We start from the raw sequence: 15,424 nt of genomic DNA, 5'->3' as shown, positions 1-15,424 counted from the left end.
GTTCCGGCCTCCTAGTGGGCCACGGCGGCGGCGCCGTGCTCGTCGATGAGGACCCCGGTCTCGAACCGCTCCAGGGCGAAGGGCTCGTTGAGGGGGTGGGGCTCGTCGTGGGCGATGGTGTGGGCGAAGGAGTAGCCGGCGCCGGGGGTTCCCTTGAACCCGCCGGTCCCCCAGCCGCAGTTGACGTACATCTGGTCCACGGGCGTCTTGGAGACGATCGGGGAGGCGTCCAGGGTGACGTCGACGATGCCGCCCCACGTGCGCAGGACATGGGCGCGGGCGAAGATCGGGAAGAGCTCCACCGCTGCCGCCATCTGCTCCTCGATGACGTGGAAGGCGCCGCGCTGGCCGTAGCCGTTGTAGGCGTCCACGCCGGCGCCCATGACCAGCTCGCCCTTGTGGGCCTGGGAGACGTAGACGTGCACGTGGTTGGACATCACCACGGTCGGGTGCACGGGCTCGTGCAGCTCCGAGACCAGGGCCTGCAGCGGGTGGGACTGGATCGGCAGCCGGAACCCGGCGAGCTCCGCCAGGACCGAGGAGTGCCCGGCCCCGCAGAGTCCGACCTTGCCGGCGTTGATCCGCCCGCGGGACGTCTCCACGGCCACCACCCGGTCGCCGTCCTTGACGAAGCCGGTGACCTCGCAGTTCTGGATGATGTCCACGCCCATCTCGTCGCACTTGCGGGCGAAGGCCCAGGCCACGTGGTCGTGCTTGGCGATGCCCGCGCGCGGCTGGTAGGTCGCCCCCATCACCGGGTAGCGGATGTCGTCCCCGATGTTGATGATCGGGCACAGCTCCTTGACCTGCTCCGGGCTGATCCACTCCGCGTCGATGCCGTTGAGCTTGTTCGCGTTGACCCGGCGCACCGACTCGCGGACGTCCCCCAGGGTGTGCGCCAGGTTCATCACGCCGCGCTGGGAGAACAGGAAGTCGTACTCCAGCTCCTCGGGCAGGATCTCCCAGAGCTTCAGGGAGTGCTCGTACATCGCCGCGGACTCGTCCCACAGGTAGTTGGAGCGGATGATCGTGGTGTTGCGGGCCATGTTCCCGCCGGCCAGCCAGCCCCGCTCCAGCACGGCGATGTTGGTCATGCCGTGGTTCTTGGCCAGGTAGTAGGCGGTCGCCAGCCCGTGTCCGCCGCCGCCGACGATCACGGCGTCGTAGGAGGACTTCGGGTCCGGGTTGCGCCACAGGAAGTCCGGGTGCTCCGGCAGCAGGTCGGCCATCAGAAGGCTCCGTTCAGGGCGGGGGCGGACAGGTTCGGGTAGAGCGGGAACCGCTCGGCCAGGGCGGTCACACGATCGCGCAGCTGCTCGACGAGCTCGTCGGTCAGCTCCTGGATCAGCGCCTGGGCGATGATGTCGGCCACCTCCGTGAACTCCTCGACCCCGAAGCCGCGGGTGGCCAGGGCCGGGGTGCCGATCCGCAGACCGGAGGAGACCATCGGCGGGCGGGGGTCGAAGGGCACGGCGTTGCGGTTGACCGTGATCCCGATGCGGTGCAGCCGGTCCTCGCCCTGCTGTCCGTCGAGCTCGGAGTTCCGCAGGTCCACCAGCACCAGGTGCACGTCGGTGCCGCCGCTGACCAGGTTGATCCCGGTGGCCATGACGTCCGGGGACAGCAGCCGGGTGGCCAGGATCTTCGCGCCCTCCAGGGTGCGCACCTGGCGGTCGGTGAACTCCTCGGCCGCGGCGTGCTTGAAGGCCACGGCCTTGGCGGCGATCACGTGCTCCAAGGGGCCGCCCTGCTGACCGGGGAAGACCGCGGAGTTGATCTTCTTCGCGTGCTCCTGCTTGCACAGGATCACCCCGCCGCGCGGGCCGCCGAGCGTCTTGTGCGTCGTGGAGGTCACCACGTCGGCGTGGGGCACCGGGTTGGGGTGCAGCCCGGCGGCGACGAGCCCGGCGAAGTGCGCCATGTCGACCATCAGGTACGCCCCGACCTCGTCGGCGATCGCGCGGAACGCGGCGAAGTCCAGCTGCCTCGTGTAGGCGGACCAGCCGGCGATGATGAGCTGCGGGCGGTGCTCGCGGGCGAGCCGGGCGACCTCGTCCATGTCGACCCGGTGGTCGTCCTCGGAGACCCCGTAGGCGGCGACCTGGTAGAGCTTGCCGGAGAAGTTGAGCTTCATCCCGTGCGTCAGGTGCCCGCCGTGGGCGAGGTCCAGACCCAGGATGGTGTCGCCGGGCTGGAGCAGCGCGGACATGGCCGCGGCGTTGGCCTGCGCCCCGGAGTGCGGCTGGACGTTGGCGTGCTCGGCGCCGAACAGGGCCTTGAGGCGGTCGATCGCCAGCTGCTCGATCACGTCCACGTGCTCGCAGCCGCCGTAGTAGCGCCGGCCGGGGTAGCCCTCGGCGTACTTGTTCGTGAGCACCGAGCCCTGGGCCTCCATGACCGCCGCGGGCGCGAAGTTCTCGGAGGCGATCATCTCCAGCGTGGACTGCTGGCGCCGCAGCTCGGCGTCGACGGCCGCGGCGACCTCGGGGTCGCTCTCGGCCAGCGGCTGGTACAGGGAGTGGTCCTCGTGCACGGTCATGTGCCCTCCTGGGAAGTCTTCTGTGTGCAACTGATATATCAGTTGTTCAGGCCTAGTATGTGACGAGGGGCACGGCGGGTCAAGCATGACTTCCCGTCCCGTCGTCATCCGGCGCTCGGGCCCCGTCACACACGCCGCAGGAAGGGCCCGCATGCTGCAGCACACCGACGAGACCGCGGCGGGCGGCCGGTCCCTGGCCGACCAGGCCTTCCTCCGGCTGCAGGACCGGTTGATCCTGCTCGACATCCCGCCCGGCAGCCCGCTCAACGAGGCCCGCCTGAGCGAGGACCTGGGCGTGGGGCGCACTCCGCTGCGCGAGGCGCTCAAACGGCTGGAGTCCGAGCACCTCGTGGTGACCTATCCGCGCCGGGGGACGTTCGCGACCACGGTGGACATCACGGCCCTGTCCGAGATCTCCCAGGTGCGCGAGGTGCTGGAGCCGCTGGCGGCCCGTCTGGCCGCCGCGCGGCGCGGGGGTGCCGCCCGCGAACGGCTGGAGCGGCTGCGGGAGCAGCTCGAGGAGCCGGCCGCCGAGGACCGCGAGGACACCCTGCGCTGGGACGTGGCCATCCACCGGGCCGTGTACGCCGCCGCCGGCAACGCGCACCTGGAGACGACCCTGACGCGCTATGGCAACCTGGCCACCCGCATCTGGTGCGTGGCCGCCGACCGGATCCCGCAGCTGCAGGAGCACATCTCCGTGCATGCGGCCCTGCTCACCGCGGTGCTGGAGGGCAGGGGTGACGAGGCCGCCACGATCATGCTCGAGCACATCCGCGACTTCGAGGAGCAGGTGCGGCGGGTCCTCTGAGCGGCCAATTGTTGCGCTGATCACAACTTCGATGCGTCGCCGCCGCACCACGGGCGGCTGAATGTCTCTCTGTGTGACCGGGTCTAACCTCGCAGTAACGCGAATTAACGTCACGGCCATTGACGGTGAGCTGGATCACTCCCTACATTGAGGCAACGCTGTTGCATTGACAGCAACGCACTTGCGCCAAGAGGCGCTCCTCTTCCCCGGCTCCCAGGCCGTTCGGCACGGATCCGCTCCGTGCCACCAGGAGCACCCACGAAAGGACGACCATGACCACCTCGCCCATCACCGCCCCCGCTGCCTCCGTCGCCGAGCTCGAGCGTTTGAAGACCCTGCACAACGGGCAGAAGGAGCAGCTGACCTTCTCCGACGCCGAGTTCGAGCGCCGGCTGGACGGCCTGCGGCGGATCATGGCGGAGCAGCAGCTCGACGCCGTCATCCTCACCAGCTACCACGGCATCAAGTACTACTCGGACTTCCTCTACACCACGTTCGGGCGCAACTACGCCCTCGTCGTCACCGCCGACGACTCCGTCACGGTCACCGCCAACATCGACGCCGGCATGCCGTGGCGCACCAGCTACGGCGACAACATCGTCTACACCGACTGGCGGCGCGACAACTTCTACTACGGCCTCCAGGAGGCCCTGCGCCGGCGCGGTGTGCAGGCCCGGCGGATCGGCGTCGAGGACGACGCCCTGCCGCTTCTGACCCGCCGGCGCATCCAGGCCGCGTTCGAGGGCGCGGAGCTCACCGATGTCTCCCAGGACGCCATGCGCCAGCGCATGATCAAGTCCGCCGAGGAGATCGAGGTCATCAAGCACGGCGCGCGCATCGGCGACCTCGGCGGCGAGGCCATCCGCGCGGCGATCCGCGAGGGCATCACCGAGTACGAGGTCGCACTGGCCGGCACCGAGGCGATGGTCCACGAGATCGCCCGCACCTTCCCGCACCGCGAGGTCCGCGACACGTGGGTGTGGTTCCAGTCCGGGATCAACACCGACGGCGCCCACAACTGGGCCACTACCCGCAAGCTGCAGCGCGGAGACATCCTGTCCCTGAACTGCTTCCCGATGACGTCGGGCTACTACACCGCCCTGGAGCGCACCCTGTTCCTCGGCGAGCCGGACGCCCGCTCGCGCGAGCTGTGGGAGATCAACGTCGAGGTCCACGAGCGCGGCCTCGAGCTGATCAAGCCGGGCGCGGTGTGCAAGGACATCGCCGCGGAGCTCAACGAGATCTTCATCTCCCACGGCCTGCTCGCCAACCGCACCTTCGGCTACGGCCACTCCTTCGGCGTGCTCAGCCACTACTACGGCCGCGAGGCCGGCCTGGAGCTGCGCGAGGACATCGACACCGTGCTGGAGCCGGGCATGGTCGTGTCCATGGAGCCGATGATCACGGTCCCGGAAGGCGAGCCGGGCGCCGGGGGCTACCGCGAGCACGACATCCTCGTCGTCGGCGAGGACGGCGCGGAGAACATCACCAAGTTCCCGTACGGCCCCGAGCACAACATCATCTCCGCCTAGGCACGGAACGACGACGGCGGCGGCGCCCCGGTGCGCCGCCGCCGTCCTCCCCGGCAGCTCCTCTGCCGCAGCCGCACCCCGCGGCACCGCCACATCCACTGCACGGAAGGACCACGGTGGTCACCACCCGTTCGCTCGAAGACCTCGACGCCCACAGCTACCAGGAGTACGTGGCCACCGGTCAGGGGCTGGTGCTCATCCCCACCGGGGCCACGGAGCAGCACGGGCCGCACATGCCGCTGGGCGTGGACGCCATGCTCTCCCGCGCCATCTCCCTGGCTGCGGCGGAGGACCTCGACGCCCTGGTGGCGCCGGCCTTCTGCTACGGCTACAAGTCCCAGCCCCGCTCCGGGGGCGGCAACCACCGCGCCGGCACCACCAGTCTCTCGGCCCAGGCCCTCATCGCACAGACGAAGGACGTGGTCCTGGAGTTCTTCCGCCACGGCGTCCGCCGGATCGCGGTGGTCAACGGCCACTTCGAGAACTACCAGTTCCTCTACGAAGGACTCGACCTCGCGGTGCGCGAGGCCCGGGCCGGCGGCCTCGACGACAGCCGGGCCCTGCTGCTCTCGTACTGGGACTTCGTCGACGAGCAGACCCTGGCGGTCGTCTTCCCCGACGGCTTCCTCGGCTGGGACATCGAGCACGGAGGCGTCCTCGAGACCTCGCTGATGCTCCACCTGCACCCCGAGAAGGTCGACATGTCCCGGGCCCCCGACCATCCCCCCGCTGACCTGGCCCCCTACGACGTTTTCCCCGAGGACCCCGCTCGCACCCCGAGTTCCGGGTGCCTCTCCTCTCCAGCAGGCGCGACCGCCCAGCGCGGCGAGCTGCTGCTCTCCACCGTCCGCACCGGCATCGTCCGGGCGGTCACCAGCGAGTTCGGGAAGTGAGAAACACATGAAGAAGTCACACGCCTCCGCGGCGGCCGCCACCGAGGCCGTGACCGTGCCGCGGTTCCGGGGGCGGCACCTGCCGGCCCTGGACCGGCTCGTCATCACGGTCCTCCCGCCCCTGCTGATCATCGCCGTGCTGGTGGTGGTGACCATGGACCCGGGCGGCGCCGCCGAGGCCATCTCCACGGCGCGCACCTTCGTGACCGGGAACTTCACGTGGCTGTTCATCCTGTACTCGCTCGTGGCGGTCGCCGTGTGCGTGTGGCTGGTCGTCAGCCGCGTCGGCTCGATCCGCCTCGGCGGCCCGGACGCCCGCCCGGAGCACGGCAAGTTCGCCTGGTACTCGATGCTCTTCGCCTGCGGACAGGGCATCGGCCTCATCTTCTGGTCGGTCGCCGAGCCCATCCTGCTCCGGGACGACAACCCCGTCGTGCCCGCGGGACAGGACGGCGCGGCCGAGGGCGCCATGGTGTGGTCCTACTTCCACTGGGGCCTGACGGCCTGGGCCATGTACTGCGTGGTGGCCGTCTGCCTCGCCTACTCCCACCACAACCTCGGCAAGACCCTCACCTTCCGCGAGGCCACGGTCGACATCCTGCCGAAGTGGTCGCAGCGCGGGGCCGGCGTGGTCGTGGAGCTGCTGGCCATCATCGCCACCGTCCTGGGCCTGGCCACGTCCTTCGGCTTCGCCGCCATGCAGTTCAGCTCGGGACTCGCGTCCTTCACGGGGCTCTCGCCGAGCTCGGGCGTCTGGCTGCTGGTGATCCTGGGCCTGGGCGGGCTCACCGCCGTCTCCGCGTTCTTCGGCATCAACAAGGGCATGAAGCGGATCAGCGAGCTCAACTCGGTGCTGAGCATCGTGCTGCTCGTGGCCGTGTTCGTCTTCGGCCCCACGATCTTCCTCATCTCCAACATCACGCAGACCTTCGGCTCCTTTTTCACCAACTTCCTGCCGATGAGCTTCTGGACCGACGCGGGGACCGCGGGTCAGGACATCGGCACCTGGCAGGACAGCTGGAACGGCTGGTGGACCGTTTTCATCTGGTGCTGGGTCATCGCCTTCAGCCCGTTCGTCGCCGGCTTCATCGCCCGCATCTCCCGGGGGCGCACCATCCGTGAGTTCGTCATCGGTGTCACGGTGGTCCCCTCCCTGATCGTGATGGCGTGGATCGGCGTGATCGGCTCGGCGGCGCTGCACTACGACGACCGCAGCGACCGCGGCATCTCCGCGGCGGTCGCGGCGGACACGTCCAGCGGACTGTTCGTCATGCTGGAGTCCGTGCCCGTCGTCGGCTCGCTGCTGCTCGTGGTCGCCACCGTGCTCGTCGCCACCTACTACGTCACCTCCCTGGACTCCGGCGCCCACGCCCTGGCCGAGTTCGTCTCCGCGCCGCGGAGGGCCGGGCCCCTCTTCCGCGTGGTGCTCGTGGCCAGCATCGCCGCCGTGGCGGTCACGCTGCTCACGCTCGGCGGCACCGCGGTGGTGGACACGGTGCAGACCGGCACCATCATCGGGGCCTTCCCGTTCTCCTTCGTCATCCTGTTGATGATCGCGAACCTGGTCCGGCGGCTGCTCACCCGCACCCCGGAGACCGAGCGCCTGGAGCGCGAGGTCAACGACCCCTCGCCGGACGCGCCCGGCGGCGGGGACGCCACGGTGGTGGAGCGGGCGGTGCCGCGGCCCCCGGCCCGGCCGGCCGCGGTGCCCGCCGGACGGGAGCCGGTCCCGGACGCGCTCGCGCGGCCGTGATCCCCGCCCGCGGGACGGTGGCCCTGACCGCGGTCGCGGCGTGCCCACCGTCCCGCGGTGCGAGCGCCGGCGCACGGCCTCCGGGCGGCGGGGCCGCGACACACGGCCCCGCCGCCGGGACGGCCGTGCACGGCGGACCCGCCCCCGTGCAGGAGAATGGAGAGTCCTATGACTGAATCACCGGCCAGCGCCTCCTCGAGCGAAGCCCGCGCGGCGTCCGTCGTCTCCCACGCCCTGCGGGTGCTGCGGTGCTTCTCCGCGGCCGAGCCCACGCTCGGGGTGACCGAGATCGCGGCGCGCGTGGGCCTGCACAAGAGCACCGTCTCCCGGCTCCTGACCACCCTGGAGCGGGAGGACGTGGTGGAGCGGGACCCGCAGACGCGGCGCTACCGCCTGGGGCTCGGCCTGATCTCCGTGGCCGGCCCGCTGCTCGCGGAACTGGACGAGCGGCGGGTGGCGTACCCCGTGCTGCTCGAGCTGACCGAGCAGACCCAGGAGACCAGCGCGCTGCTGGTCTGGAACGGCGACCAGGCCGTGTGCGTGGAGCAGATCCCCAGCCCGCGGCAGATCAAGCACACCACCCCGCTGGGCACCCGGTACGACACGGCCCTGAGCGCCTCGGTGCAGATCTTCCTCGCCGAGCAGCCGCCGGAGCGGGTCCGGGCGCTGCTGCTGTCCGGGATCGTCGAGCTGCCCGATCCCACCGAGGCGGGCATCGAGCTCTACCTGGAGTCCCTGCGGCAGGTCGCCGAGGACGGGGTGGCCCTCAACTACGGCAAGACCTCCGTGGAGGAGGTCGGGGTCGCCGCCGCCGTCCGCGACCACCGGGACCAGCTGGTGGCGGCCGTCATGGTCGCCGCGCCCCGCTACCGGGTCACGCCGGAACAGGCCGAGCTGCTCGCGGCCGCCACCGTGGCGGCGGCCCGGGAGGTGTCCCAGCGGCTCGGCGCGGCACCGGCGGCCCGCCGGGCCGGGCGGGCGTCCCTGGAGGTGCGCTGACCGGGGCGCTCCTCACGCCTCGTCGGCCACGGCCCGCCCGATGGTCTCCCGCAGGATCTCGCTGGTGCCCCCGAAGATCGTCAGCAGCCGGGACGCGAGATAGGCCTGCGCCACCGGGTAGTCGAGGATGTACCCGTAGCCGCCGTGCAGCTGGAGGCACCGGTCGGTGACGGAGCGCGCCCGCTCGCCGGCCCAGTACTTGGCCTTGGACGCCCCCACCACGTCGAGGGTCCCCGCGTTGAACGCGTGCACCGCCCGCTGCACGTAGGCCTCGACGACCTCCACCTCGACCGTCAGCTCCGCGAGCTCGAACCGGGTGTGCTGGAAGTCCAGCACCCGGGAGCCGAAGGCCGTGCGCTCGCCGGTGTACCGGAGGGTGTCCGCCAGGGTCGAGCGGGCGACGGCGCTCGCGGCCACGGCCACCGCCAGCCGCCCCTGCGGCAGCACCTGCTGGATCTGCCGCAGCCCGCCGCCCTCGGCGCCGACGAGGTTCACCGCCGGGACCCGGACGTCCTCGAAGAACAGCTCGGCGGTGTCCGAGGCCCTGACCCCCATCTTGTCGAGCTGCTTGCCCGTCCCGTAGCCGGGGGAGTCCGCCTTGTGCACCAGGAACAGGCTGAGGGCGTCCTCCCCGGCGCGCCCGGTCTCCCCGTCCGTGCGCGCCAGGACGAGGGCGGCGTCCCCGCTGATCCCGTTGCCGATGAACGTCTTCTGACCGGTGAGCACCCACTCCTCGCCGTCGCGCACGGCCCGGGTGCGCACCCCGCGCAGGTCGGAGCCCGCGCCCGGCTCGGTCCAGGCCACGGAGGTGACGAGCTCCCCCGTGAGCATGCGCGGCAGCCACCGCCGCTTCTGCTCGTCGGTGCCGTGGGCGAGCAGGTGGGGCAGCACCCAGTCGTCGTGCAGGTGCAGGGCCAGGGCCACGCCGAGGGCGCCCTGGCGGACCAGCTCCTCGTCGAGCACGGCGCGGAACCGGTAGTCCGTCAGGCCCATGCCGCCGAACTCCTCGGGCACGGCGAGGCCGAGCAGGCCGGCCCCGCCGGCGGCCGTCCACAGGCTGCGGGGCATCATGTGCTGGGCGTCCCACGCGGCGTAGTGCGGGGCCACCTCGCGGGTCGTGAACTCGCGGGCCACCTCGCGGAACTCCTCGTGCTCCTCCTCGTAGAACGCCGGGGTCTCGGTCACGGGGTGCCTCCTGTGCTGGTGGGGGTCGGGGCGAACGCGGTGCGCAGCGCGGCCCAGGTCATCTCCTCGAGGGCGGCCCGGGCCGCGTCGAGCCGCCCCGCGTCCTGCGGGGCGCGCAGCCGGTGGGCCGTCCGCAGGGAGTGGGGGGTCGAGTTGATGAGCCCGAAGGCGGCCTGGGCGCGCAGGGTGAGCTCCGCGACGTCGCGCGCCGGGGCCAGCTCCTGCAGGGCGTCCACCCACAGCGTCACGTAGCCGCGCTGCAGGACGCGGACCGCGCGGCGGTCCTCCTCGGTCAGGTTCGGCAGCTCCCGGTCCTGCACCACGATCACGGCGGGACGGTGCAGCGCGAACTCCACCTGGAAGGAGATCAGCGCCCGCAGCCGCCGGGCCGGATCGGGGGAGCGGGCCACCACCTCGCGGCCCCGGTCGAGCAGGTCGTGGCTGACCTCGAGCAGGATCGCGCCCAGGACCGCCTGCTTGCGCGGGAAGTGCCGGTAGACCGCGGGCCCGCTGACCCCCGCGGCGGCGCCGATGTCGTCGATCGAGACGCCGGCGAAGCCGCGCTCGGCGAAGAGCGTGGCGGAGGCGGCCAGGAGGTCCTGGCGCCGCCGGGCCTTGGCCTGCCCGCGCACGGTGGTGGGCGGGCCGGGGCCGCGCTGGGTCTGGGTCACGGGTCCTGCTCTCGGGGTCGGATTCCTGGACATTCTAGTGAGCCACCACTAACCTGAACCCCAAGTTAGTCGTGATTAACCGAAATGGCATCCCCGGACGGCCGGCCCGGAGCGGAGGGAACCCATGCGCGTGCTGAGCACCCAGGTCGATCCGGGCGGCGCGGAGTTCGCCGCCAACGCGGCCGCCCAGCAGGGGCTCGCCGAGGAGCTGACCCGGCGCCTGGAGCGGGCGGCGCAGGGCGGGCCCGAGGCCTCCCGGCGGCGGCACGTGGCGCGCGGCAAGCTGCTGCCGCGCGAGCGGGTGGATCATCTGCTGGACGAGGGCAGCCCGTTCCTGGAGCTCGGCGCCCTGGCCGCGGAGGGGATGTACGACGACGAGTGCCCGGGGGCCGGCCTGATCGCCGGGATCGGCCTGGTCCACGGCCGGCAGGTGATGGTCGTGTGCAACGACGCCACGGTCAAGGGCGGCACCTACTACCCCGTGACGGTCAAGAAGCACCTGCGCGCCCAGGAGATCGCCCTGGAGAACCGGCTGCCCTGCGTCTACCTCGTCGACTCGGGCGGGGCGTACCTGCCGCTGCAGGACGAGGTCTTCCCGGACCGGGAGCACTTCGGGCGGATCTTCTTCAACCAGGCCCACCTCTCGGCGGCGGGCATCGCGCAGATCGCGGCCGTGCTCGGCTCCTGCACCGCTGGCGGGGCCTACGTCCCGGCGATGAGCGACGAGACCGTCATCGTGCGCGGGCAGGGCACGATCTTCCTGGGCGGCCCGCCGCTGGTGAAGGCCGCCACCGGCGAGGAGGTCACCGCCGAGGAGCTCGGCGGCGGAGAGCTGCACGCCCGGACGTCCGGGGTGGTCGACCACCTCGCCGAGAACGACGCCCACGCCCTGCAGATCGTCCGGGACATCGTGGCGACCCTGCCGCCGCCGGGCCCGCGGGCCTGGCCGGTGAGGGAGCCCGCGCCCCCGGCCGTGGCCGAGGACGAGCTCCCCGGGGCGGTGCCGGTCGACCCCAACTCCGGCTACGACGTGCACGAGGTCATCGCCCGGCTCGTGGACGGCAGCCGCTTCGCCGAGTTCAAGGCCGAGTACGGCACCACGCTGGTCACCGGCTTCGCCCACGTCCACGGCCACCCGGTGGGCATCGTGGCCAACAACGGGGTGCTCTTCGCGGAGTCGGCGCTGAAGGGCGCCCACTTCGTCGAGCTGTGCGACCAGCGCGGGATCCCCCTGCTGTTCCTGCAGAACATCACCGGCTTCATGGTGGGCCGCGACTACGAGGCCGGCGGCATCGCCAAGCACGGCGCCAAGATGGTCACGGCCGTGGCCACCACCCGGGTGCCCAAGCTCACCGTGGTGATCGGCGGCTCCTTCGGGGCCGGCAACTACTCCATGTGCGGGCGGGCCTACTCCCCGCGCTTCCTGTTCCTCTGGCCCCAGGCGCGGATCTCGGTGATGGGCGGGGCCCAGGCCGCCTCGGTGCTGGCCACCGTGAAGGCCGACCAGCTGGCCGCCCGCGGACAGGAGTGGGACCCGGCCGAGCGCGAGGCGTTCATGGCGCCCGTCCGGGCCCGGTACGAGGCCCAGGGCAGCCCCTGGTACTCCACCGCCCGGCTCTGGGACGACGGCGTGATCGCCCCCACCGACACCCGGGAGGTGCTCGGGCTGGCCCTCGAGGTCTGCTCCCGGACCCCGCTGCCCGAGCCGGCCTTCGGCCTCTTCAGGATGTGATCCCCGTGACCGCCGGCACGCCGCCGCGCCGCTTCGACGTCGTCCTCGTGGCCAACCGCGGGGAGATCGCCCGCCGGGTCCTGCGCACGCTCCGGGCGCTGGGGATCCGCTCGGTCGCGGTCTACAGCGAGGCCGACCGGGACGCGGTGCACGTGCGGGAGGCCGACACGGCCGTGTGCGTGGGCCCGGCGGCCCCGGCCGAGAGCTATCTGCGCATCGACGCCGTGATCGGGGCGGCGCGGGCCACCGGCGCGCAGGCGATCCACCCCGGCTACGGGTTCCTGTCCGAGAACGCCGCCTTCGCCCGGGCGTGCGCGGACGCGGGGATCGTGTTCATCGGCCCCGGCGTGGAGGCCCTCGAGACGATGGGCGACAAGATCCGCGCCAAGCGGCACGTGTCCGCCGCCGGGGTGCCCACGGTCCCCGGGGTCTCCGAGCCCGGTCTCGACGACGACGCCCTGGCGGCCGCGGCCGCCGGGATGACGTACCCGATCCTGATCAAGCCCTCTGCCGGGGGCGGCGGCAAGGGCATGCACGTGGTGGCGGCCCCGGGCGAGCTGCCGGAGGCCCTGGCCACGGCCCGCCGGGTGGCCGCGGCGGCCTTCGGCGACGACACCCTGCTCCTCGAGCAGCTCGTCGAGTCCCCCCGGCACATCGAGGTGCAGGTCCTCGCCGACGCCCACGGGGCCGTGGTCCACCTCGGGGAGCGGGAGTGCTCCCTGCAGCGGCGGCACCAGAAGGTCATCGAGGAGGCGCCCTCGCCGCTGCTGGACCCCGCCACCCGGGAGCGGATCGGGCAGGCCGCCTGCCGGGTGGCCCGCTCCGTGGGCTACACCGGTGCGGGCACCGTGGAGTTCCTGGTGCCCGCCGCGCAGCCCGGCACCTTCTACTTCATGGAGATGAACACCCGCCTGCAGGTGGAGCACCCCGTCACCGAGCTGGTCACCGGCACGGACCTCGTGGCGCAGCAGATCCGCGTCGCCGCGGGGGAGCCGCTGGACCTGGTGCAGGAGGACGTGGTGCTCACCGGCCACGCGGTCGAGGCCCGGCTCTACGCCGAGGACCCCGCCCGCGGCTTCCTGCCCACCGCCGGCACCGTGCTGGCCCTGGAGGAGGCCTCCGGCCCGGGGATCCGCGTGGACTCCGCGCTGGCACCGGGGCTGACCGTGGGCTCGGACTACGACCCGCTGCTCGCCAAGGTCGTCGCCTGGGGCGCCGACCGGGCCCAGGCCCTCGACCGGCTCGACCTGGCCCTGGCGGACACCGTGGTGCTCGGGGTGGGCACCAACACCGAGTACCTGCGCGCCCTGCTGGCCGATCCCGGGGTGCGCGCCGGGGTCATGGACACGACCCTCATCGAGCGGCGCCTGCCGGAGCTGGAGTTCACGGCACCCGACGAGAGCCACTTCGCCGCCGCGGCCGCCCACCTCGCCCGGCACCGGCCCGCCGACCCGCGCCCCGCCGGGGACACGGGCCCCTGGTCCCGCCCGGACGGCTGGCGGGCCGCCGGCCGCGCCCGGCCCACGGTGGTGCTGGCCCACGGGCTCGAGGAGCCCCGGCGGACCGCCGTGGACCCCGCCGTGCGCCTGACCCCGCTGCCGGGCCGCCCGGCCGCGCACCTGCTCGAGAGCGGCGGGACGGCCCGGGTGGTCCACGTGGCCGCGGGCGCGGACAGCGTCTGGGTGGGCGAGGGCGGCTGCGCCTACGAGCTCCGGGTGCTGACCCGCGAGGCCCGGCTCGAGCGGTCGCTGGCCGCCCTCGAGCGCACGGCCGGGCCCGCCGCCCCGGAGCTGCACTCGCCCATGCCCGGCACCGTGGTCGCCGTCCCGGCCGCCACCGGGGACCGGGTCGCCGAGGGGCAGACCGTGGTGGTGGTCGAGGCCATGAAGATGGAGCACCGCCTGACCGCCCCCACCGCCGGCACCGCCGAGCTCTCCGTGCGGGCCGGTGACCGCGTGGTACTGCACCAGCTGCTCGCCCGCGTGGTCCCCGACGTCGTCCCCGAGGGCGTGCCCGCACCGGTCCCCGGGGACGCCCGCGACGACGTGCCGGACGGCGCTCCCGCCGGGACGCCCGGCGGCGCCCCGGAGGACCCCGGCACCCGCCCACAGACCGACCCCCGTCCGACCGACCAGGAGCGCACCCCATGAACTTCGAGCTCGACGAGGAGTACCAGGACCTCTCCGACACCGTCCGCGACTTCGCCGACGAGGTGATCGCCCCGGTCTCCGCGCGGTACGACGCCGCGCACGAGTTCCCCTACGACATCGTGGCGCAGATGGGGGAGATGGGCCTGTTCGGCCTGCCCTTCCCCGAGGAGTACGGGGGGATGGGCGGGGACTACTTCGCCCTGTGCCTGGCGCTGGAGCAGATCGCCCGCGTCGACCAGTCCGTGGCCATCACCCTCGAGGCCGGGGTGTCGCTGGGCGCCATGCCCATCCACCGCTTCGGCACCGAGGAGCAGAAGCAGCGGTGGCTCCCCGACCTCGCCGCGGGCCGGGCGCTCGCCGGGTTCGGGCTCACCGAGCCGGAGGCCGGCTCGGACGCCGGCGGGACCCGCACCACTGCGAAGCGGGAGGACGGGCAGTGGGTGATCGACGGCGCCAAGGAGTTCATCACCAACTCCGGCACGGCGATCACCCGCCTGGTGAACGTCACCGCGGTCACCGGCACCACGGAGCTGCCGGACGGGCGGGTGCGCAAGGAGATCTCCACGATCATCGTCCCCACGGACACCCCCGGCTTCCGCGCCGAGCAGGCCTACGACAAGGTCGGCTGGAACGCCTCGGACACCCACCCGCTGTCCCTCCAGGACGTCCGCGTCCCCGAGGAGAACCTGCTGGGGGAGGAGGGCCGCGGCTACGCCAACTTCCTGTCCATCCTCGACGAGGGCCGCATCGCCATCGCGGCCCTGGCCACGGGCGCGGCCCAGGGCTGCGTCGAGGAGTCCGTGCGCTACGCGCGCGAGCGGCAGTCCTTCGGCCGCCCCATCGGGGACAACCAGGCCGTCTCCTTCAAGATCGCCCGGATGCAGGCCCGCGCCCACACCGCCCGGCTGGCCTACTACGACGCCGCGTCCCGGATGCTCGCCGGGCGGCCGTTCAAGACGCAGGCCGCGATCGCCAAGCTCGTGGCCGGGGAGGCCGCGATGGACAACGCCCGGGACGCCACCCAGGTCTTCGGCGGCTACGGGTTCATCAACGAGTTCCGGGTGGCCCGCCACTACCGGGACGCCAAGATCCTCGAGGTCGGCGAGGGCACCACCGAGGTGCAGCTCATGCTCATCGCCCGCGAGCTCGGACTCTGAGG

Annotated in this window: 12 protein-coding genes; 8 read left to right on the top strand and 4 right to left on the bottom strand. The window is 72.5% G+C overall.

Annotated elements, in window-relative coordinates; translation table 11 throughout:
• Nucleotides 1–11: 11 nt before the first annotated feature.
• Nucleotides 12–1,229: a sarcosine oxidase subunit beta family protein gene (locus tag EQG70_RS16530; protein ID WP_017833538.1), complete on the bottom strand. Its 1,218-nt coding sequence runs from the start codon at nt 1,227–1,229 to the stop codon at nt 12–14.
• Nucleotides 1,229–2,539, bottom strand: coding sequence for a serine hydroxymethyltransferase (gene glyA / locus EQG70_RS16525; RefSeq protein ID WP_109268380.1), 1,311 nt, complete (start codon nt 2,537–2,539; stop codon nt 1,229–1,231). The genes EQG70_RS16530 and glyA overlap by 1 nt, the downstream gene beginning before the upstream one ends.
• Nucleotides 2,540–2,690: 151 nt before the next feature.
• Between glyA and EQG70_RS16520 the strand changes: the two genes are divergently transcribed.
• From EQG70_RS16520 to EQG70_RS16500, 5 genes are all read left to right on the top strand, one after another.
• A complete protein-coding gene (locus EQG70_RS16520) occupies nt 2,691–3,350 on the top strand; it encodes a GntR family transcriptional regulator (RefSeq protein ID WP_109268379.1) in 660 nt (219 codons plus the stop codon).
• Nucleotides 3,351–3,622: 272 nt separating this feature from the next.
• A complete protein-coding gene (locus tag EQG70_RS16515; RefSeq protein WP_109268378.1) occupies nt 3,623–4,882 on the top strand; it encodes a M24 family metallopeptidase in 1,260 nt (419 codons plus the stop codon).
• A 116-nt stretch (nt 4,883–4,998) separates the two neighbouring features.
• Nucleotides 4,999–5,775, top strand: a complete 777-nt coding sequence (locus EQG70_RS16510; protein ID WP_035923472.1) for a creatininase — start codon at nt 4,999–5,001, stop codon at nt 5,773–5,775.
• 7 nt (nt 5,776–5,782) lie between these two features.
• Nucleotides 5,783–7,528 carry a BCCT family transporter gene (locus EQG70_RS16505; protein ID WP_109268377.1) on the top strand — a complete coding sequence of 582 codons (1,746 nt, stop codon included), beginning with the start codon at nt 5,783–5,785 and terminating at the stop codon, nt 7,526–7,528.
• 168 nt (nt 7,529–7,696) lie between these two features.
• On the top strand, nt 7,697–8,527 hold the full coding sequence (locus EQG70_RS16500) for an IclR family transcriptional regulator (protein ID WP_081994055.1): 831 nt from the start codon (nt 7,697–7,699) through the stop codon (nt 8,525–8,527).
• A 12-nt stretch (nt 8,528–8,539) separates the two neighbouring features.
• Here EQG70_RS16500 and EQG70_RS16495 read toward each other — a convergent pair whose 3' ends face one another.
• Both EQG70_RS16495 and EQG70_RS16490 read right to left on the bottom strand, forming a co-directional pair.
• Complete coding sequence (locus EQG70_RS16495) at nt 8,540–9,712, bottom strand: acyl-CoA dehydrogenase family protein (protein WP_035923467.1); 1,173 nt, start codon at nt 9,710–9,712, stop codon at nt 8,540–8,542.
• Nucleotides 9,709–10,383, bottom strand: coding sequence for a TetR/AcrR family transcriptional regulator (locus EQG70_RS16490; protein WP_017833132.1), 675 nt, complete (start codon nt 10,381–10,383; stop codon nt 9,709–9,711). The genes EQG70_RS16495 and EQG70_RS16490 overlap by 4 nt, the downstream gene beginning before the upstream one ends.
• A 124-nt stretch (nt 10,384–10,507) precedes the next feature.
• Between EQG70_RS16490 and EQG70_RS16485 the strand changes: the two genes are divergently transcribed.
• Genes EQG70_RS16485 through EQG70_RS16475 form a run of 3 tightly spaced genes read left to right on the top strand, consistent with a single transcriptional unit; the run spans nt 10,508 to nt 15,422 of the window.
• Entirely contained in the window at nt 10,508–12,115 is a 1,608-nt protein-coding gene (locus EQG70_RS16485; protein WP_035923465.1) for a carboxyl transferase domain-containing protein, read from the top strand.
• Nucleotides 12,112–14,265, top strand: coding sequence for an ATP-binding protein (locus tag EQG70_RS16480; RefSeq protein ID WP_109268376.1), 2,154 nt, complete (start codon nt 12,112–12,114; stop codon nt 14,263–14,265). Before EQG70_RS16485 ends, EQG70_RS16480 begins: the two co-directional genes overlap by 4 nt.
• Entirely contained in the window at nt 14,262–15,422 is a 1,161-nt protein-coding gene (locus EQG70_RS16475; RefSeq protein ID WP_035923460.1) for an acyl-CoA dehydrogenase family protein, read from the top strand. Before EQG70_RS16480 ends, EQG70_RS16475 begins: the two co-directional genes overlap by 4 nt.
• Nucleotides 15,423–15,424 lie beyond the last annotated feature (2 nt).

It is taken from the genome of Kocuria rosea (genome assembly GCF_006094695.1).
Lineage (GTDB): Bacteria > Actinomycetota > Actinomycetes > Actinomycetales > Micrococcaceae > Kocuria > Kocuria rosea.
Note: the sequence above shows the minus strand (reverse complement) of the source record. Positions and strands in the feature narration are given on the sequence as shown.